We start from the raw sequence: 18,893 nt of genomic DNA on the forward strand, positions 1-18,893 counted from the left end.
GGACCGACTCCATGCTTGATCGAGGCCGGCGCCGTCCCGCCGGCCGGGTCGTACTGGAGGAGCACCCAGTGCAGCTGCGCATCCATGCCTGGGCGTGTTCCGTCATGGCGGCAGCCCTGATCCCGGCAGCCCCGGGCGGTGGGGCGTGGGGGCCCGGGCCGGTCACTGGAGCGTGGTGAGGTCCACCAGCCACAAGATCGGCACGATCACGGCGTACTGCGAGCGCGTGTCGGACAACAAGTGCCCCGACGCGGTGAACCAGACGTGAGCCCGAACCACCCGTCGGGCGACGAGCCGCAGAGCCTGCCCGCGGCAGGGCCGTGGGAGGGTGAGGAGCTGCTACGGCTGCGGGCGGCGCTCGTCAGGGCCGTGCTGCACCTGACCGCGGGCCTCGGAGGCGGCCCGCTGGTCAGAGGGGTGCTCCCCCGCCCCCAGGAGCCCGGTCTCGCGCGCGTCGTCGTCTGGGACGGACGAGCCTCACGACGTCGGTCGCGTACGACGTGCCCCTGCTGGACGCCGACGGAGACGACATCCCCGCCACCGGGCTCGTCGCGGCCCTGCGCGGAGCCGTACGCAGCGCCTCCGGTGAGCCGCCGCCCTCGGGCACCGCTTCCCGTGACGGGTACGGCATCCCCGTGGTGCCCGTGGGCACCCTGCGCGCCGTCCGCGACGCTCAGCCCCCGGCGTACGGCCTCACCGACGCCCTGTACGCCGCGGCCCTCGACATCGCTCCCGTCGTCGAAGGCGGCGAGCCGGAACTGCTCCTGCTCGGCTTCCTGCTGCTCGACGAGGACCGGGCACGGTTCTACGTCACGGCCGACGCCCTGCCCGCCCGGGACGATCGGGCTCGACGTGGCGCTGCGCGATCCGCACGGCTCCGTGACGGTCGGCCTGATCGGTCTGGCCGCAGCCCTGCCGGGGCTCATCGCGGATGACCAGGTGCGGTACATCCCGTCGGAGGAGACCGACCCCTACGGCGCGCAGCTGTTCGACCTCACCCGCTGGTGACCCGCGGGCCTGTCAGGCCCTGTCCGCGCGCCGGGTCCGGGTCCGGCGTACGTACGCCCACGCCCCCGCGGCCGATGCGGCCGCGACCAGGGCGCCGCCTGCCGACCAGGTCCACAGCGGCGGCTGGGAGGCCTGGCGCTCCTGCGCCGCGCAGGCCGCGGAGGGGGTGCCTCCGGCGTCCGGGGCGACAGTGAGCGTCGCCGTCAGCCGCACCTCTTCGGTGCGGGTACGGATCTCGCTGCCCTTGAGGGTCACGGTGTAGACGCCGGGGTCGGCCCCGCACCGGATGCGCGTCTCGCCCGCCAGGTTGCCGCCCTTGCCGTAGGCGGTCAGGACGGCGGGCTCGGCGAAGGCCGGCGACTCGCCCCGCCAGTCCGATCCCGCCCGTGACACGTCGACGCCCTCGGCGTCCCCGCCCGCCCCGCCCGCGAGGTACACCTGCACGGCGGCGCCCCGGTGGACGGTGGCAGGGCTCACGCTCAGCGGGGCCTGCGCGTCGGCGGCCTCGGCGGGCAGGAGGGGTGCTCCGGCCACCACCGTCCCCGCAACTGCAGCGGCGAGAAGAACAGTCGTCACGCGCATCGCACCCCCATGGTGGGCTCCGTCGCCCCCCACGCGTGGAGCCGCCCGCAGGGATCATACGTACGCCTGTGGCCCGGCCGCCGCCGATGGGCCGTCGGCGGCGGCTCCGCCGTGGTCACCGCGAGGCTGTGACCAGGCCCGCCTCGTAGGCCAGGATCACCAGCTGCACACGGTCGCGGGCGTGGAGCTTGGACAGCAGCCGGGTCAGGTAGGTCTTGGCGGTGGCGATGCTGATGCAGAGTTCTTCGGCGATCTCCGTGTTCGACAGGCCCCTGCCGACCAGGGTCAGCACCTCGACCTCGCGGTCGGTGATGGCATCGAGCTTCGCGCGCCGGGGCGGGGGCACGGCAGCCGGGCGGGCGGTGAACTCCTTGATCAGCCGTCGTGTCACTCCGGGCGCGATCAGGGCGTCCCCGGCGGCGACGGTCCTCACCGCGCCGAGGATGTCGTCGAGGGCCATGTCCTTGACGAGGAATCCGGAGGCCCCGGCGCGCAGGGCCCCGTAGACGCTCTCGTCGTCGTCGAAGGTGGTCAGGACCACGACCCGGGTGGCACCGGTGCCCGCGGTGATCAGCCGGGTGGCCTCGATGCCGTCCATGACCGGCATCCGCAGGTCCATCACCACGACGTCGGGGGCGAGTTCGGCCGTGAGCCGGACCGCTTCCGCTCCGTTGTCCGCCTCCCCCACCACCTCGATGTCCGCGGTGTCGGTGATGACCATCTGCAACGCGGCCCGGACCAGGGGCTGGTCGTCGGTGAGTACGACACGGATCGTCATCTGGGTCCCGCTTTCGTCGCTGTGTCGGTGCCTGCCGGAACCGGCAGTCTGGCCGCTACCAGGAAGCCTCCGCCCGGGCGCGGCCCCGCGGAGAAGTCTCCGTGGAGCAGGGCGACCCGCTCGCCCATGCCGACCAGGCCGAAGCCTCCCGCTCCGGCGGGTTCGGCGCCGCGGCCGGGGCCGTGGCCGCGGCCCTTCCCGCGGTCCGAGACCTCCACCGCGAGCTCGTCGTCCCGGTAGGTGACGTGTATGCGGCAGGAATCGGCGCCCGAGTGCCGTACGGAGTTGGTCACCGACTCCTGGACTATCCGGAACGCCGCGAGGTCCACATCGGCGGGCAGGGGGCGCCGCCTGCCCTCCCACCACACCTCCACGCGGACCCCGGCTGCCGTGGTCGTCGCGGCGAGCGCCTCCACATCCGCCAGGCCTGCGGCCGGTTGCAGGAGGGACTCCGGTGCCTGCGACCGGCCCCGGCCGCCGCGGTCCTCGTCCAGGTCGGCCCGGCGCAGCGCGCCGAGCATCCGGCGCAGCCCGGACAGCGTCTCGCGGCCCGCCTGCTCCACGGCGAGCATCGCCTCGCGCGCCCGGTCCGGCTGGGTTTCGACGACCCGGGCGGCGGCGCCCGCCTGCAGGGCGATGATGCCGATGCTGTGGGCGACGGTGTCGTGCATCTCGCGGGCGATGCGCAGCCGTTCGGCGGTGACGGCCTGGACGGCGGCCCGGGCGTGCAGGTCCGCGGTGTGGGCGCGGGCCTGGTGCACCGAATTGCCGACGAGCCAGGCGATGACCACGGTCAGTGCCACGAACGGCTCCTGGGCGATGCCGGAGTCGCCCCCCGTGACCATCCGCAGGACCACGTAGCCGCCGAGCGTCGCGAGTGCCGCGCCGGCCGCGGCCAGCGAGGTCCGGCGGGACCGGGTGGCAGCGATGCAGCAGAGGGCGACATCCACGGCGAGGAACTGCGCGGGCGGGATCTCGTCCTGCCGCCAAGCCAGCGTCGAGACGACCGTGCCTGCGATCAGCAGGCCGTACGCCGCGATGGTCCTGCGGCGCAGCAGGACGCTGCCGGCCAGGGCCAGCACGAAGGCGGAGGCGAGGAGGAGCTGGGCGCCGATCGGATCGAGCCCGTGGCGCGGGTAGTTGAGCGAGTACGCCTGCCGGGGTGGCAGCAGTACGTATTCGACGACGGGTTCCACCGCTGCCGCGCACCACACCAGGGCCGTCCACAGGCCCGGTGGTATGCGCTTGAGCAGCGGCATCGGCAGCGGCGACGAGGCGGACATGCGTTGATCGTAGGCGTCCGTACGTGACGGGGCATCTGACTGCGGGAGTACAACCTGGGTTGACACCGGGAGGCTCCGATTGTCATCGGTGGTCCGACGACGGGCCCGGGGGCACGGCGGCACTGTTGTCCGCATGATCGAAGTGAACGAGCTCACGAAGCGGTACGGCGGCACGACCGCCGTCGACGACCTGTCCTTCACCGTGCGGCCCGGCCTGGTGACCGGGTTCCTCGGACCGAACGGCGCCGGCAAGAGCACCACCCTGCGGATGCTCCTCGGGCTCCATGCGCCCACCAGCGGGACCGTCACCGTGGACGGCCGCCCGTTCCGTGACCGCCCCCGGGGCCTGCGGCACGTAGGAGCCCTCCTCGATGCCCACGACGTGCACGGCGGGCGCACCGCGACCGCGCAGTTGTCCGCCCTGGCCCGCAGCAACCGCATACCGCAGCACCGGGTGGCGGAGGTGCTCCAGGAGGTCGGCCTCGCCGAGGCGGCCCGCCGCCGCATCGGAGGGTTCTCGCTCGGGATGAAGCAGCGGCTCGGCATCGCTTCCGCCCTGCTGGGCGATCCGCCGGTGCTGCTCTTCGACGAGCCGCTCAACGGCCTCGACCCGGAAGGCGTCAAGTGGGTGCGGGAGTTGTTCGGGCGGCTCGCCGCCGAGGGCCGCACCGTCTTCGTCTCCAGCCATCTGATGTCCGAGATGGAACACACCGCCGACCAGCTGATCGTGATCGGCCGGGGCCGGCTGATAGCGGCGGAGAGCCTCGTGGACTTCTCCGCCCGCGGCAGCCGCCAGGAGGTCACGGTCGGCACGCCCGCCGCGTCCGCCCTGCGGGACCTGCTGGCAGCCGAGCCCGCAGCCGTCCGCATGGAGGGCGAACTGCTCACCGTGACCGGTCTGACCGCAGACCGGATCGGCCGGATCGCGCTGGAGCACCGCATCCCGCTGCACCAGCTCAGCACCCGGTCCGCCTCGTTGGAGGAGGCGTTCATGGAGCTCACCGCAGACAGCGTCCAATACCTCGCAGGAGACCCCCGATGACCACGGCCACGACGTACTCCCCCGCCCGCGGCCTGGACGGGGCCGAGCCCCGCCCGCGCTTCCTCGACCTGGTCGCCGCCGAATGGATCAAGCTCCGCTCGCTGCGGTCGACGTGGATCGCCTACGGGGCCACTGCCCTGGCCGTCGTCGCGTTCAATGCGGGCACCGCCTACGACACCTACAGCCACTGGTCGCAGCGGGGCCCGTCGGAGCAGGCCGACTTCGTCAGGGCCGGGATACCGCTGCATGAGGCCTTCTCCGCGAATGCCGCCATGCTCATGATGCTCGCCCTCGTCGCCGTCGGAGCCGTCGCGATCCTGGGTGAGTACAGCACGGGCACCATCCGTACGACCTTCGCGGCCGTGCCGGCCCGACGTTCCGTGATGGCGGCCAAGGCGGTGGTCCTCGCGGCGGTGGCCACGGTCTTCGGCGCCGTCGTCGCGGGCGCCTCGTTCGGCCTGACGCAGGCCATCCTGGACGGCCGGGACGCAGGCATACCGATCAGCCATCCCGGCGCCCTGACGGTGGTGCTGGCGTCCGCCCTCCTCGCACCCGTGTGCGCGCTCACCGGCATGGCGATCGCCACCCTCGTCCGGCACACTGCGACCACCATGATCGTCTCGGTCGTGGTCGTCCTGGTCCTGCCCCTCGCCTTCTCGGACGGCCGCCACTGGTCGGCGGTGGCCGGGCACGCCACGCTCTACCAGGCGTGGATCAGGCTCGTGGAGGCCGGCTACGCCCCGAGCGCCTTCCCGTGGACGGCCGGCGGTGCGTGGACCGTCTACGCGGTGTGGGCGCTCGGTGCGGCCCTGCTCACCGTCGTCGCCCCGCACCGGCGCGATCAGTGAGCCGGGCCGTCCCTCCCGGGTTCCGAGCGCGTCGGGCCCGCCCGGGCGGAGTGCCGGCGCCCGCGAACTTCATGCCGGTCGGCTCAGGCGGGTACCTCGGTGAGCTCGATCGCCCGCAGGACGCTCGCCACCGCCTGCCCGTCCCCGACGTCGAGGGCCGTGTCGGCCAGTTTGATCACGTGCTCGTCCCCATGGTCCGTCGCGCGCGCGAAGGCCTCCTCGGGGGTGATCCGGCCGGGTGTCGCGTAGAGACGGGGACGGTCGGGCGCGTACATCGAGGTGACGGCCGCCGATGCCGTCCAGGCCGCTCGCAGGCTCGGCGCCCATGTCTCGCGCGGGAGCGCGGGGAGCGTGCGGAGGACCGCGTTCGGCGCGGTCGCGGCATGGACCAGCATGGTCTCCTCGCCGTGGCCGTGGGTGGCATAGCGGTGGGTCGCACTGCGGACCAGTTCCTCCAGCCTGTGGCGGGCGGCGTCCGGGTCGCCCTGCCGCAGGGTCTCCTGCCCCTGCCACACGGGGAGTTGCGTGACGCGCTCCAGTCGGTCGGTGAAGCTGCCCCGGCGGTCGTCGATGGGCGGCACCGCTTCCAGCGCCTGCGCCGCGCTGCGCCCACCCGGCAGCGGGACGGGTGGGCGCAGGGGGTGGTAGCGCGCGGCCCAGTAGCCGAGGGCGTGCGAGAGCTCCGCACGGCGGGGAGCGCTCTCACCGTCGGCCAGCAGGCTGCGTACCGCATGGCCCACCCGGATCACGGGATGCGTCGAACCGCCGTACAAGCCGGGGAGGAGCCGTGGCCACCACAGGGCGAGGACGTCCCGCCAGGGCAGTTGCCCCGTCGGGTGGCCGGTGAAGTACACGATCCAGTCCCCGATCCGGCGCTGATCGCCCAGCGCGGACCGCCAGTTGTCGTCGGTGACGGGGCTGTGGCGGGAGGGGAAGTCCTCCAGCTTGACGGTGTACCGGTCGATCCAGCGGTGGACGGAACCCCCGTGCCCGCGCGCTGCGAGGGCCTCGACGGCCATGGGCGCATGGTTGGTGAGGCGGCCCAACCGCTCGGGACCGTAGGTGTGGAGACGTTCCAGCGCTTCGTCGAGGGTGCCCTTGGTGTCCATGCGCACCACCCTAGGCAGCGCATACGCAGCGGTAGAAGCGGCTCCAGCCGTAAGCGCGCTCCGGCAGTGGACCTAGGTCCGCGGGCCGAGTCCGCGGTCGAGCACGGGGGCCGAGGCCGGGGGCCGAGGCCGCAGTTCAGGTCACGGTGCGGGGGCGGGAGCCGGTTCGTAGGCCTGCTTGGAGGCGCAGGTCCACACCACGGGGTGCATCACGCCCCCCGCGTCGACCGCGAAACCGCCGACGCGGTCGTCGTCGGAGACGGTGAAGGCTCCGCTGTGGCCGGTCGGCGCGAGGCGGGGCAGGGCCAGGGTGGGCCCGGCGCCCTTCCAGAGGGTGGCCTGGTGGGGCGGGGCGGTGTCCGGCGGGAAGGGGCCGACCATGTTCGAATCGGAGGCCGTGCCGACGCTGACGCCGGTGGTCGGGCTGACGTCCTCGAAGGAACCCCTGGTGCGTTCCCCGAGGTTGGGCGCGTACGTCGTCTCGGTGTAGGGGGGCTGCCAGGTGACTCCGTTCGAGGTGATGAGGCGGGAGTACTCGTAGGTGCCGGAGATCCGGCCCTTGTCGTCGATGTCGTTCGGGACGTAGGTGCTGTAGGTGTCGCCAGGGTAGAAGGGCTGGAGTTCCTGCGCGGGCGACTCCTTGGCGGCGGGCCACACGAGTCCGGTCTCGTACCAGTACTCGTCGACGACTCCGGTGCCGCGTCCGACGATCTGGCCCGCCTCGTTGATGCCGGTGACGTCCGCGAGCCCCGTGACCTGCGGGGGCAGCGCCAGCTCGCGGCGGACGGTGGTGCCCACCCACTCGACGCCGATCACGTGCCAGGGGTCGCTGTGCCGGTGGCCGACGATGTGGCCCTTGTCGTTTATGTCGTTCGCCTGCTCGCCGCCGGGCAGGAGGGTGACCGCCCTCGCGCCGGGAAAGTACCGGAAGGCGACCGGGGGTTTGCCGGGGCCGGTGAGGTTGCCGACCATCACGCCGAAGCGGTTGACCGCCTCCACCGCGCCCGCCGTGTACCCGGCAGGCAGGGGAACCGGGCGCACGGAGGTGCCGAGCCAGTAGACGGGCCGGTTCTGGGAACGGCCTACGGCCAGGCCGAGGGGGCCGAGACCCTTCACCGCGGTGGTGGCCGCCCAGGGGTACGGGGCCTCCCCCGGGCCCGGCAGGGAGTCCAGCACGCGGATCCCCGGCTTGCAGCCCTTGCCCGCGGCGGGCGCGGGGGCCGGTGCGGAAGCGGAAGCCGCCTGGGCGGGAAGGGCGGTGGCCACACCGGCCAGCACCGCTCCGGCCACCAGCACGGCCCTCAGGCGCGCCCTGTACCCGGACGCCGGGGCGCCGGCTCTCGACCCACTGCGTCTGTTCCCGTTCATCGTCTCCCCCTCGTGACGGTCCGTCGGCTCACATGATGGCCGCGGGGAGGGGAGCTGAACAGACGGCTTCGGGACGAAGTCCGGGGCACCACCGGTGCCGGCCCCGTCCCGCCGTGCAAGAAAACCGGATGAGGCCTTCGCGGCCCCCGGGATAGCGTCGGGCACCACTCATGATCGGCACGGGCACGGGCACGGGGGACGGGGTCACATGGAACACGCGACGCTCGAACGGGACGGCGGCCGGGTGCGGTTGGAGCCCCTTGAGAGCCGCCACCACGACGGCCTCTGCGAGGCGGTCCGCGACGGGAGCCTGTGGGAGCTGGCGGTGACCCGCGTCCCGCATCCGGACGAGGTCCGCGGCTTCATCACCGAAGCGCTGGCCGCGCGGGCCGCGGGGACACAGCTCCCCTACGCCACCGTGGACACGTCCTCCGGCCGGATCGCCGGATCCACCCGGCTGATGGCGATCGAGTCCGCACACCGGCGCCTGGAGATCGGCTGGACCTTCCTCGGCCGGTCCTGGCAGGGCACCGGGGTCAATACCGAGGCCAAGCTGCTGATGCTCGCGCACGCCTTCGAGAGCATGGGCATGAACCGGGTCGAGCTGCTGACGGACGTCCGCAACACCCGGTCGCGGGCCGCGATCGCCGGACTCGGAGCGACGCACGAGGGCACGCTCCGCCGGCACATGGTGATGCGGGACGGCTGGGTCCGCGACACGGCGGTGTACGCCCTCACCCGGCCGGAATGGCCGGCGTCCAAGGCCGCTCTGGAGGCCCGGCTCCCGCTCGGCGGACGGGCGCGCGGGGCGAGGCCCTCTCCCTAGCGCTCACCACCTCGCTCGCGGGCCCGCTCCAGGCCGTCGAGGAGGAGGCTCAGGCCGAAGGCGAACTCCTCGTCGAGGGATACGCCGGTCAGTTCCGCGGCCGCTGCCGTCGTGGCGGGGAAGGCGACGGGGTCGAGGCCCCGGTAGTACTCGCGCAGCGGCAGCTGTTCCCCGGAACCGGGTGCGCCGGGCCCGTGCTGCTGGACGGCGAAGCCGATGACGTAGTGGCCGACGGCCGTGAAGGCGCGGGCGGCTAGTTGCACGGGGAATCCGAAGCCCAGGAGGAGGGCGAGGGTGCGCTCCCGGTGGGCGAGGGCGTGGGGGCCGACGGGCACCTGGGCGACCAGTAGGGGCAGCGCGTTCGGATGGCGGCGCAGCGTCCCGTACAGGGCCTCGGCGGTGCCTTCGAGCGCCTCGCGCCAGGAGCCTTCCGCGCTCCGCTCCGGCGGGACCTTCACCTCGCCGAGGATCTTGTCGACCACGTGAGCCAGGAGTTCGTCCTTGCCCGCGAAGTGCCGGTAGAGCGTCGCGGTCCCCGAGCTCAGGGCGTCGGCGAGCATGCGCAGGGTCAATGCCTGGATGCCGACCTCGTCGACGAGCTCCAGGGCCGTGTCGATGATGCGGCCCACGTCGACGGGCGGCCGGCCGCGCCGAGGCGGGCTCGGCGCGGGCCTGCGCTCCGCCCACCAGGCGGGGCTGCCGGGCGCGGTCGGCGGTTCCTGGGTCATGTGGCGGGCTCCCCCTCATTACAGAGTCGACGTAGCCGAAATCGGCTTTTCGGTGTTAGCGTAGCCATTATGTCTTCCCCTCCCCCGCCCCACGTCCCGGCCCGTATGACGACGGCGCGGATACGCCGCTTCGGCGCAGCGCACGAGGTCTTCGAGCTGACGGACGACGCACCCGTGCCCGCCCCGCGTGCCGGGGAGGTCCTCGTCCGCCAGCGGGCCACCTCCGTCAACCCCATCGACTGCCGGCGCCGGAGCGGGTACGGGAACAGCCTCCTGCGGCTCCGCGGCGTCAGCGGGTTCCCCCTCGTCCTCGGCAACGACGTGTCGGGAGAGGTCGTCTCCGTCGGCCGGGGCGTGACGGACCTGCGGGCGGGGGACGCCGTCTTCGGCGCGAAGGGGCCCTCCAGACAAGGGGCCTACGCCCAGTACTGCGCGCTCCGGGCCGACGAGGTCGTCCGCAAGCCCGACGCCCTGTCCTACACGGAGGCCGCCGCCCTCCCCTACGCCTTCCTGTCCGCCTGGGCCGCACTGCGCGGCGCGGGGTTCAGCGCCGGGGACGCGGCCGGGAAGCGGGTCTTCCTCCAGGGCGGCACCGGCGGCACCGGCGTCGTCACCCTCCAGGTGTGCAAGGCCCTGGGCGCGCACGTGGCCGTCACGGCCGGGCCGACGGGCATCGACCTGTGCCGGGCGCTGGGCGCCGACGAGGTCGTCGACTACCGGACGCAGGACTTCGCCCGGGTGCTCAGCGGCTTCGACTTCGCCCTGTGCCTGGCCGACGACGGCGAGGAGGAGAAGATGCTGTCGCTCCTGCGCCCGGGGCCCGGATCGGGCTACGGCACGCTGGTGCACCCGCTGATGAGCCTGGTCGACGACAAGGGGCTGCTGCGCGGCGGGCTGGACGCGGCGGCGACGTACCGGCGACGGCGGCAGGCGCAGGCCCGCAGCAGCCGGTCCTACTGCTGGGGGCTGTTCAAGCCCGACCGGCCGGCCCTGGAACTGCTGGCCCGGCTGGCCGCCGAAGGGGCGGTACGGGCCGTCGTCGACCGCACCTACCCGCTGGCCGGCATCGCCGACGCGCACGCGTACGTGGAGCGCGGACGCGCCAAGGGGAAGGTCGTCGTCGACATCCCGTGAACCGGAGCACGGACAGCGCACGCGCTCGGGAAGGGACCGGGCCGTTGCCGGAAGAGGACGCACCGCTGCTGGTCGTGGGCGCGGGCATCGGAGGTCTGGGCACGGCCGTGGCCCTGGGGCGCCGCCGAATCCCCTACGTGCTCGTCGAGGCCCTCCCGCGGCCGCGGGCGATCGACGCGGGCATCCTCCTGCAGCACAACACGGTGCACGTGCTGGACGCGCTCGGCGTGGGCGAAGGCCTGGCGGCGGCGGCCCGGCGGGTGACCGGGACCTCGATCAGGTCGGTCTCGATCAGGTCGGTCTCGGGCAGGCTCCTCGCGGCGGTCGACCCCGCCGACGTGGAAGGGGCGGCCGGCGCTCCGGCCCTGGGCATCCACCGCAGGGACCTGCACGAGGCCCTGCCGGCACGGATCCCCGCCTCCGCCCTCGTCACGGGCGACCCCGCCTGCGGCTTCCGGACGCACCCCGGCGGCGCCGAACTCCGCCTCCGCTCCGGCCGCCGCCTGAGCGGCCGGGGCATCGTCGCCGCGGACGGGATCGATTCCCTGGTCCGGTCCCGGCTGTACGGGGCCCAGCCGGCCGTCCGGTCCGGCACGACCTGTCTGCCCGGCCTCACCACGGCGGCGGCCGGCGAACAGGACGACGGACCGGACGACGGACGGGACGACGGACGGGACGGCCGACCGGACGACCGACCGGACGACCGGACGACGGACGGCACTCCGGCGCCGTGCGCGAATGGTGGGGCGACCGACTGCAGTTCGGCATCATCGCGCTCCCGGCGGGCCGGACCTCCTGGTTCGCGCTCGCCCCCACCGCCGTCCTGACCGGCCGACAGCAGGACGGGCCAGGAGGACTTGCCCTCTACCGCAGCCTCTTCGCCGGGTTCCCCTCCCCGGTGGAGGACCTGCTGGCGCGGACCACGCCGGAGAGCACGGTGGAGACGGAACTGCGCCACCGGCCGTGGCGCGGCGGCCGCGGCCGGGTGACCTTGCTGAGGGACGCCGCACATCCGATGCTGCCCCACCTCGGGCAGGGCGCGGGCCAGGCGGTCGAGGACGCCGCCGTCCTGGCCCGCCGCCTCGACGCCACCCCCGGGACCGCGTCCGCGTTCCGCGCGTACGAGGCCGAACGCCGCGCGCGCGTGCGCTGGATCCAGAACCAGGCCCTGCGCATGAACAAGCTCGGCCGGCTCCCCGCAGGACCGCTCAGCAGCCTGCGGGACCTGGCCATGGCTTCCCTGCCCGGCCCCGCCGAACGCTTCGCCGTCCGGCGCATGTTCGACGGCCCCCCGCCGTGACCCTGGCCCGTGCGCCACGCCCCGTCCGGTATGCCAAGGTGGGCCCGCTGCGGTGAACGGCGGACCGACCGGCCGCCGGGGCGAACCGCACCGTACGGGAAGGACCGCCGCTGTGGCGCTGCGGAAGACGGGGGCGCGGCCCATCACCGTGGACGGGGTCGCCTACCGGTGGCGGCTGCGCGGCCGGCCGACCTACGACCAGGGGCTGGTCCGGGCACCCGTGACCTACGCGGTCGAACATGCCACCGTTCCCGGCAGCACTCTGGTGGTCACCACCGGCCAACCCCACCCGAGCAACTGGCTCGGCGTACAGGCCGGTCCGGTCCTCCCCGCACGGGTGGCCGACAGCATCCGGAGCGCCCTCGACGCAGGCTGGCGGCCCGAGAGCCCCGGCTCGCCCTTCCTCCTCGACCGCTCAGCGGGCTTCGAAGGGGCCGGCTGACCCCGGTCCGTCAAGTGGGATGCAGGCAGGCCTACTTGCCGGATGCACACGGGCCCGGGACAGTGGCAGGAGCTGCGCGGTCGGCGCAGCCAGCCCGAGGAGGTCCCGTATGCACGCGCACCCGGACACGGTCCGGCCGGTGGCCACCGCACGACGACGCCTCGCGGCGGTCGCGACGGCCCTCGCCGCGGTCGGTGCGATCGGGCTGGCGACCGCGACGCCCGCGAGCGCCTCGGTCAAGTCGACCTGCGGCACGTACATCTGCGTGGCCACCGCCTACCAGGGCCGCGATTACGTGCAGGACATCACCGTCACCACGCGGGAGGGTCTGCCGGGTACGCTGCGCGCCTTCGTGGGGGACTACCGGGCGAGCAAGGCCGGGGTGTCGCGGTGGCGGTTCGTCGTCAACCGGGAGATCAGGGCGTATCCGAAGCTGGCCGTCTGCGGCGGGCTCGACCGCAGCGGCAGGGTCATCGAGAACCACTGCGTCCTGATCCCCTGATCCCCGTGGCCCGGGTTCAGGGGCCCGGGCCGGGGGTGAGGGCGGCGGCGGCCGCGAAGAGGCGGGCGCAGCGCCGCGTCATGGCCTCGGGGGACTCCTCGGGGTGTTTGACCCACCAGCGGACGAGGGTGGCGACGAGGTCCCGCCAGACGTACTTGAGCGCGTCGGCGTCCAGGGGGTCGTCGGACCCGGCCGCGCGCAGCAGGTCGGCGGTGCCGCCGGCCGCGAGGCGGTCGATGGCCGCCCAGTAGTCCGCGGCCCGGCGGGCGGCTTCGCCGCCGGGCGGCAGCGAGGTGTCGTAGAGCACGAACCACGCCTCCCGCTGCCCTTCCAGGGCGGTGAAGATGCTGCCGAGCACCCGCAGGGGCGTGTGCGGCGTGGTCCCCTCCTGTCCCATCGCGGTCCGGACGGTGTCCAGGATCCGGTCCCCGACGGGGACCAGGCAGGCCAGGTAGAGGTCCTCCTTGGTGCCGAAGTACTGGTGCAGCAGCGTCTTGGTGACGCCGACGCGGGCGGCGATCGCGGCGAGCGAGGCGGCCGCGTAGCCGCGGGTGCCGAACTCCTCCGTGGCGGCGTCCAGGATCTGCTGCTGCCGGTGGTGCCGCGGGACTCCCTTGGTGCCGGCTTTCGAACGAGGGGTTGCCATGGACGGATATTATCAGTAAGTAATTTACCGCTAGGTAAGTTCCTGCGGCCCCTGGAGCCCAGCCATGTCCGGCACGACGAACCGACCGACCTCCCGCACCCGCTCCTGGTGGGGCTGGGGCTGGGCCGACGCCCATCCCGACGACGCGGAATGCGTGGCGATGGGAGCCCTGCTCCCCGGCACCCTCGCCCGCCCGCTGCCCGTCCCCCGAGTGCACGACCTGCACGTCGACGCGCCCGCAGTCCAACCCCCCGCGAGCCTCGCGCACCTGGTCGACGCCGACCCCGGGCAGCGCGTGGCCCACGCCATGGGCAAGGCCTACCGCGACGTCGTACGCGCCCTGCGCGGGCGCCCCGGCCGCATCCCCGACCTCGTGGCGCGCCCGGCGGACGAACGGGATGTGGCCGACCTGCTGGACTGGGCCGGGGAGCGCCGGATCGCGGTCGTCCCGTACGGCGGCGGTTCCTCGGTCACCGGCGGCGTCGAGTACCGGGGAGACGCCCACCGCGCCGTGCTGTCCCTCGACCTGACCGCCATGGGCCGCGTCCTTGAGGTCGACACCGCCGGGCGGGCCGCGCGCATCCAGGCAGGTACCCTCGGCCCGAGCCTGGAGGACCAACTGCGCCCCCACGGGCTGACCTTGCGGCATTTCCCGCAGAGCTTCGAGTTCTCCACCCTGGGCGGCTGGCTCGCCACCCGGGCCGGGGGGCACTACGCCACCGGCCGCACCCACATCGACGACTTCGTCCAGTCCCTGCGCGTCGTCAGCCCGGCCGGCACGAGCGCCTCGTGGCGGCTGCCCGCCTCGGGCGCGGGCCCCTCCCCCGACCGGCTGTTCCTCGGCTCCGAGGGAGCGCTCGGGGTCATCACCGAGGCCTGGGTGCGCCTCCAGGCACGTCCCGTCCACAAGGCGTCCGCAGCCCTGGCGTTCACCGACTTCCAGGCGGCCCTGCGGGCGGTGCGCGCCGTCGCCCAGTCCGATCTCCTCCCCGCCAACTGCCGTCTGCTGGACGCCGGTGAGGCCGCCCTGTCGGGTGCGGCGAGCGACGGCTGCGCCGTGCTCGTCCTGGGTTTCGAGTCGGCGGACGGACCGGTCGACGCCCGCCTCGAACAGGCCGTCGCGCTGGCCCGCTCCCACGGCGGGCGGCGCAGCGGCTCCGCGGCCCCCGACGGCGCCCCGGGGGACGCGGCCGTGGGCGCCTGGCGCGCGGCCTTCCTGCGCATGCCCTACCTCCGCGACGGTCTGGCCCGGATGGGCGCCGTCGCCGAGACCTTCGAGACGGCGGCCACCTGGGACCGGATCCCGGGCCTGATCGAGGCGGTGCGCAGCGAGGTCGGGGCGGCGGCGCTCAAGGCCTCCGGGTATCCGGCGACGGTCAACTGCCGCCTCACCCACGTGTATCCGGACGGAGCTGCGCCGTACTTCACGGTACTGGCCGCCGGCCGTCCCGGTGACGAGGTGGCCTTCTGGGACGACCTCAAGGCCGTGGCGAACGAGGTCCTGCACCGCCACCGCGCGACCATCACCCATCACCACGCCGTCGGCCGGGACCACCGCCCGGCGTACGACCTCCAGCGGCCCGACCCCTTCGCGCTGGCGCTGCGCGCCGCGAAGGGCGCGCTCGACCCGCGGGGCATCCTCAACCCGGGGGTCCTCGTCGACTGACCGGCCCGGCGGCGCGGCCGGACCGGCCAACTTGCCTCGCCCCCGCGGCAGATGCAGGTCCGGGCCGCCTCGAAGCCGTCCCCGGTCCCGCCGGTCCCGTAGATCGCCGCCGCGCCCCGGACCGGCGTCGGCCGGATCTCCGCCGGTCCGGCCGGGGGCTCTGGTGCGGTCTGTCCGGCTGTGGTTACCTGAGCGCATGACCGTACTCGTGACCCGCCGCCACGTGGACTACGCGCGCGTCACGACCACGGGTTGTCCGGCCACGCGCTGACGTGGCACCGCGGACCCCGGTCACCGTCTCCTTCCCTTCCGGCGCGCCCCGGCGCCCCGCCCCGTCGGCGGGCGCGGCCCACGCCGCCGCGGTACCTCCCCCCGCGCGCCCCGGGCGCATCCGCATCCGTACATCCGTACGCCCCTGCACCCGTGCCCCGCCGCCGGGCGGCCCCGCCAGCTCTCTCCCGGCACCGCACGCCTACCAAGGAGAACCATGAGCCAGCCGATCGACGCCGTCACCGCCGGCCACACCCCGGAGGGCGAGGCCACCGGACCCGACACCTCCGCGTGGTCCTTCGAGACCAAGCAGCTGCACGCCGGGGCCGCCCCGGACCCGGCCACCGGCGCACGGGCGGTTCCGATCTACCAGACCACCTCGTTCGTCTTCCGCGACACCCAGCACGCCGCCGACCTCTTCTCGCTGGCCGCGCCCGGGAACATCTACACCCGCATCCACAACCCCACCCAGGATGTCTTCGAACAGCGGGTCGCCGCGCTCGAGGGCGGTGTCGCGGCCGTGGCCCTGGCCTCGGGGCAGGCCGCGGAGACCCTGGCGATCCTGAACGTGGCGAGCGCCGGTGACCACATCGTCTCCAGCGCCTCCCTCTACGGCGGCACCTACAACCTCTTCCGGCACACCCTGCCGAAGTTCGGCATCGAGGTGTCCTTCGTCGAGGACCCGGACGACCTCGAAGCATGGCGGGCCGCCGTACGGCCCGGGACCAAGGCCCTGTTCGCGGAGACCCTCGGCAACCCCCGCGGCAACGTCCTCGACGTCCGCGGCGTCGCCGACGTCGCCCATGCGGCCGGGATCCCGCTGATCGTCGACAACACCGTGCCCACCCCGTACCTCCTGCGCCCCATCGAGCACGGCGCCGACGTCGTCGTCCACTCGGCGACCAAGTTCCTCGGCGGTCACGGCACCACCATCGGCGGGGTCGTCGTCGACGCCGGCACCTTCGACTTCGGCGCGCACCCCGAGCGGTTCCCCGACTTCAGCGAGCCGGACCCCAGTTACCACGGGCTGCAGTACTGGCCCGCGCTCGGCCCGGGCGCGTACGCCGTCAAGCTGCGCGTGCAGCTGCTGCGCGACCTCGGCCCCGCCATCGCACCGCACTCCGCCTTCCTGCTGCTGCAGGGCGTGGAGACCCTGAGCCTGCGCGTGGAGCGTCACTCGTCGAACGCCCAGGCGCTGGCGCAGTGGCTGGAGCAGCGCGACGAGGTCTCGGCCGTCCACTATCCCGGGCTGCCCTCCAACCGCTGGTACGAGGCCGGGCGCCGCTATCTGCCGCGGGGCGCGGGGGCGGTGCTGTCCTTCGAGCTGCGGGGCGGAGCCGAAGCGGGCAGGCGCTTCGTGGACGGCGTGGAACTGTTCAGCCACCTCGCCAACATCGGCGACGTCCGCAGCCTGATCATCCACCCCGCCTCCACCACCCACAGCCAGCTGGACGAGGCACAGCTCGCCGCCACCGGCGCCTCCCCGGGCCTGGTGCGCCTGTCGGTCGGCATCGAGAACCTGGCCGACCTCAAGGCGGACCTGGAGGCCGGCTTCCGCGCCGCGAAGGGAGCGTCCTGAACACCGCCGGGGCGACCGCCCCGAGGACGGCACTCCCTCCCGCCACCGGTGCGTGGCAGGAGGGGGACCCGCCGGGGCGGCGGCAGTGGCACCACCGGGCCCGGCACCTGCCGCTGGAGGCGGGGGGCCGACTGGCCGGGGTGAAGCTGGCGTTCGAGACCTGGGGGCGGCTCGCGCCCGACCGTTCCAACGCGGTCCTCGTCCTGCACGCGCTGACGGGCGACAGCCACCTCGCCGGCCCGGCCGGACCCGGTCATCCCACGCCCGGCTGGTGGGACGCGCTCGTGGGACCGGGCCGGGCCCTGGACACCGACCGCTGGTTCGTGGTGGCGCCGAACGTGCTGGGCGGCTGCCAGGGGAGTACCGGGCCCGCCTCGCCGCGCCCGGACGGTCGGCGCTGGGCCGGGGCCTTCCCCCGGCTGACGCAGCGCGACCAGGTGCTCGCCGAGACCGGGCTCGCCGACGCACTGGGCATCGAGCAGTGGGCGCTGGTGATCGGCGGGTCCATGGGCGGGATGCGCGCCCTGGAGTGGGCGGTGTCCCGGCCGCGGCGCGTGGCCGCCCTGCTGGTCCTCGCCTGCCCGGCGGCGGCGAGCGCGGAGCAGATCGCCTGGGCCAGTGCCCAGGTCCACGCCATCCGCACCGACCCCCACTGGCGGGACGGCGACTACCACGGCGCGGGGCCGGGGCGGGGCCCGCACGCCGGTCTCGGGGTGGCCCGCCGCATCGCGCACATCACCTACCGCGGCACCCAGGAGCTCGAGACGCGCTTCGGGCACCACCCCCAGGACGGGGAGGAGCCCCGCCGCGGCGGCCGCTACCGGGTCGAGTCGTACCTCGACCACCAGGCCGCCAAGCTCGTCCGGCGGTTCGACGCGGGCAGCTACGTGGCCCTGGCCGAGGCGATGAACGCACACGACATCGGCCGGGACCGGGGCGGCACGCGGGCCGCCCTCGGCCGGGTGCGGGCGAGGACCGTGGTCGCGGGGGTCGACTCCGACCGTCTGTACCCCCTGGCGCAGCAGGAGGAGCTGGCCGCGGGGATCCCCGGGGCGGACGGGGTCCGGGTGATCGGGTCACCGTACGGCCACGACGGGTTCCTCATCGAGACGGGGCAGGTGGCGGCGCTCGTACGGGAACTCCTGGGCGACGTACGGGACAAGGCCGCACTCCCCCTCGGCTGAGCCCCCGGCCGGCCGGGGGTAGCGGCTCCCCGGCCGGCGGGGCCGAGGGGGACGCCTCCCCGGTCAGGCCGGATCAGCACCGCGAGCCCGGCCGGACGGCGGGGCCCGGGGAGCGCCTCCTCGGCCCGCCCGCCCACCGTGTCAGTGCTGCGGGCCGGCCAGCAGGGCGGCGACCTGCCGCGCCGTCTTCTCGCCCGCCCGCTGCTTGATGAGCCCTTCCTTGGCCGCGCCCCGGACGCACACCTCGGTGCTCTGCGGCCCGGCAGCGGTCAGCGTCACCGTGACGACGACCGGGTTCATGTTCCCGAACCCGCCCCCGACCACGGCCCGTACCGTCCGCTGCGCGTCCGGCTCCGCGCCGCCGCCGGTGCCCAGCAGGTTCCCGAGCCGGGCCAGGACGCCCGCCACGTGCTGCGCGGCCGCGTCCAGGGGAGCCGCCAGCGTCAGGGGGACCTCGTGCACGTTCTTCTTCAGGCGCTTCGCCGCGAACGTGGCGCCGGTCCGGCCGCCGCTCCCGCCGCCCATCGCCCCCACCGCGCCGAGCGCGTCCGCCAGTATGCGGTCTTCGTCATCCGTCACAGCGGCAGATTAGCGCCAC

General features: G+C 74.3%; 20 protein-coding genes. 12 read left to right on the forward strand and 8 right to left on the reverse strand.

Annotated features, from left to right (window positions below):
• Nucleotides 1–500: 500 nt before the first annotated feature.
• Entirely contained in the window at nucleotides 501–935 is a 435-nt protein-coding gene (locus tag IO30_RS0105220; protein ID WP_031139731.1) for a hypothetical protein, read from the forward strand.
• A gap of 85 nt (nucleotides 936–1,020) precedes the next feature.
• Here IO30_RS0105220 and IO30_RS0105230 read toward each other — a convergent pair whose 3' ends face one another.
• The 3 genes from IO30_RS0105230 to IO30_RS0105240 form a co-directional block, all read right to left on the reverse strand.
• Complete coding sequence (locus tag IO30_RS0105230; RefSeq protein WP_157853103.1) at nucleotides 1,021–1,584, reverse strand: hypothetical protein; 564 nt, start codon at nucleotides 1,582–1,584, stop codon at nucleotides 1,021–1,023.
• Nucleotides 1,585–1,705: 121 nt separating this feature from the next.
• Nucleotides 1,706–2,368, reverse strand: coding sequence for a response regulator transcription factor (locus IO30_RS0105235; protein WP_031139734.1), 663 nt, complete (start codon nucleotides 2,366–2,368; stop codon nucleotides 1,706–1,708).
• Nucleotides 2,365–3,651 carry a sensor histidine kinase gene (locus IO30_RS0105240; protein ID WP_031139736.1) on the reverse strand — a complete coding sequence of 429 codons (1,287 nt, stop codon included), beginning with the start codon at nucleotides 3,649–3,651 and terminating at the stop codon, nucleotides 2,365–2,367. Before IO30_RS0105240 ends, IO30_RS0105235 begins: the two co-directional genes overlap by 4 nt.
• Nucleotides 3,652–3,784: 133 nt before the next feature.
• Between IO30_RS0105240 and IO30_RS0105245 the strand changes: the two genes are divergently transcribed.
• Together IO30_RS0105245 and IO30_RS0105250 are read left to right on the forward strand one after the other, a co-directional pair.
• Nucleotides 3,785–4,693 carry an ABC transporter ATP-binding protein gene (locus IO30_RS0105245; protein WP_031139738.1) on the forward strand — a complete coding sequence of 303 codons (909 nt, stop codon included), beginning with the start codon at nucleotides 3,785–3,787 and terminating at the stop codon, nucleotides 4,691–4,693.
• Nucleotides 4,690–5,541, forward strand: coding sequence for an ABC transporter permease (locus IO30_RS0105250; protein ID WP_031139740.1), 852 nt, complete (start codon nucleotides 4,690–4,692; stop codon nucleotides 5,539–5,541). The genes IO30_RS0105245 and IO30_RS0105250 overlap by 4 nt, the downstream gene beginning before the upstream one ends.
• An 83-nt stretch (nucleotides 5,542–5,624) precedes the next feature.
• Here the strand turns inward: IO30_RS0105250 and IO30_RS0105255 are convergent, their stop codons facing one another.
• Entirely contained in the window at nucleotides 5,625–6,650 is a 1,026-nt protein-coding gene (locus tag IO30_RS0105255) for a questin oxidase family protein (RefSeq protein ID WP_031139742.1), read from the reverse strand.
• Between the two features lie 141 nt (nucleotides 6,651–6,791).
• Complete coding sequence (locus tag IO30_RS0105260) at nucleotides 6,792–8,018, reverse strand: hypothetical protein (RefSeq protein WP_157853105.1); 1,227 nt, start codon at nucleotides 8,016–8,018, stop codon at nucleotides 6,792–6,794.
• 208 nt (nucleotides 8,019–8,226) lie between these two features.
• Here IO30_RS0105260 and IO30_RS0105265 point away from each other — a divergent pair, with 208 nt between their 5' ends.
• Nucleotides 8,227–8,844: a GNAT family N-acetyltransferase gene (locus IO30_RS0105265; protein ID WP_037893019.1), complete on the forward strand. Its 618-nt coding sequence runs from the start codon at nucleotides 8,227–8,229 to the stop codon at nucleotides 8,842–8,844.
• Here IO30_RS0105265 and IO30_RS0105270 read toward each other — a convergent pair.
• On the reverse strand, nucleotides 8,841–9,572 hold the full coding sequence (locus tag IO30_RS0105270; protein ID WP_031139748.1) for a TetR/AcrR family transcriptional regulator: 732 nt from the start codon (nucleotides 9,570–9,572) through the stop codon (nucleotides 8,841–8,843). The two genes, IO30_RS0105265 and IO30_RS0105270, sit on opposite strands and share 4 nt — an antisense overlap.
• Before the next feature lie 69 nt (nucleotides 9,573–9,641).
• Here IO30_RS0105270 and IO30_RS0105275 point away from each other — a divergent pair, with 69 nt between their 5' ends.
• The 5 genes from IO30_RS0105275 (at nucleotide 9,642) to IO30_RS0105295 (ending at nucleotide 12,950) form a co-directional block, all read left to right on the forward strand.
• The gene (locus IO30_RS0105275) at nucleotides 9,642–10,706 is read left to right on the forward strand and encodes a zinc-binding dehydrogenase (RefSeq protein ID WP_078904548.1); all 1,065 of its coding nucleotides are present in this window, start codon (nucleotides 9,642–9,644) and stop codon (nucleotides 10,704–10,706) included.
• A 44-nt stretch (nucleotides 10,707–10,750) separates the two neighbouring features.
• The gene (locus IO30_RS46295; protein WP_051901909.1) at nucleotides 10,751–11,533 is read left to right on the forward strand and encodes an FAD-dependent oxidoreductase; all 783 of its coding nucleotides are present in this window, start codon (nucleotides 10,751–10,753) and stop codon (nucleotides 11,531–11,533) included.
• Complete coding sequence (locus IO30_RS46730) at nucleotides 11,437–12,006, forward strand: FAD-dependent monooxygenase (protein WP_051901911.1); 570 nt, start codon at nucleotides 11,437–11,439, stop codon at nucleotides 12,004–12,006. The genes IO30_RS46295 and IO30_RS46730 overlap by 97 nt, the downstream gene beginning before the upstream one ends.
• Before the next feature lie 112 nt (nucleotides 12,007–12,118).
• Nucleotides 12,119–12,448, forward strand: coding sequence for a hypothetical protein (locus IO30_RS0105290; RefSeq protein WP_031139756.1), 330 nt, complete (start codon nucleotides 12,119–12,121; stop codon nucleotides 12,446–12,448).
• A gap of 109 nt (nucleotides 12,449–12,557) precedes the next feature.
• Entirely contained in the window at nucleotides 12,558–12,950 is a 393-nt protein-coding gene (locus IO30_RS0105295) for a hypothetical protein (protein ID WP_107066846.1), read from the forward strand.
• A 16-nt stretch (nucleotides 12,951–12,966) separates the two neighbouring features.
• Here the strand turns inward: IO30_RS0105295 and IO30_RS0105300 are convergent, their stop codons facing one another.
• The gene (locus IO30_RS0105300) at nucleotides 12,967–13,596 is read right to left on the reverse strand and encodes a TetR/AcrR family transcriptional regulator (protein WP_031139759.1); all 630 of its coding nucleotides are present in this window, start codon (nucleotides 13,594–13,596) and stop codon (nucleotides 12,967–12,969) included.
• 64 nt (nucleotides 13,597–13,660) lie between these two features.
• On the opposite strand from IO30_RS0105300, the gene IO30_RS0105305 reads away from it, so the two are divergent.
• The 3 genes from IO30_RS0105305 to metX all read left to right on the forward strand — a co-directional run bounded on the left by IO30_RS0105305 (nucleotide 13,661) and on the right by metX (nucleotide 18,295).
• Entirely contained in the window at nucleotides 13,661–15,262 is a 1,602-nt protein-coding gene (locus tag IO30_RS0105305) for an FAD-binding oxidoreductase (protein WP_031139761.1), read from the forward strand.
• Between the two features lie 487 nt (nucleotides 15,263–15,749).
• Nucleotides 15,750–17,111, forward strand: a complete 1,362-nt coding sequence (locus IO30_RS0105310) for a bifunctional o-acetylhomoserine/o-acetylserine sulfhydrylase (protein ID WP_078904549.1) — start codon at nucleotides 15,750–15,752, stop codon at nucleotides 17,109–17,111.
• Nucleotides 17,108–18,295: a homoserine O-acetyltransferase MetX gene (gene metX, locus IO30_RS0105315; protein WP_078904569.1), complete on the forward strand. Its 1,188-nt coding sequence runs from the start codon at nucleotides 17,108–17,110 to the stop codon at nucleotides 18,293–18,295. Before IO30_RS0105310 ends, metX begins: the two co-directional genes overlap by 4 nt.
• A gap of 141 nt (nucleotides 18,296–18,436) precedes the next feature.
• Here metX and IO30_RS0105320 read toward each other — a convergent pair whose 3' ends face one another.
• Nucleotides 18,437–18,874, reverse strand: coding sequence for a hypothetical protein (locus tag IO30_RS0105320; protein ID WP_031139767.1), 438 nt, complete (start codon nucleotides 18,872–18,874; stop codon nucleotides 18,437–18,439).
• Nucleotides 18,875–18,893: the final 19 nt, after the last annotated feature.

Origin of the sequence: Streptomyces xanthophaeus (assembly GCF_000725805.1) — a bacterium.
Lineage (GTDB): Bacteria > Actinomycetota > Actinomycetes > Streptomycetales > Streptomycetaceae > Streptomyces > Streptomyces xanthophaeus.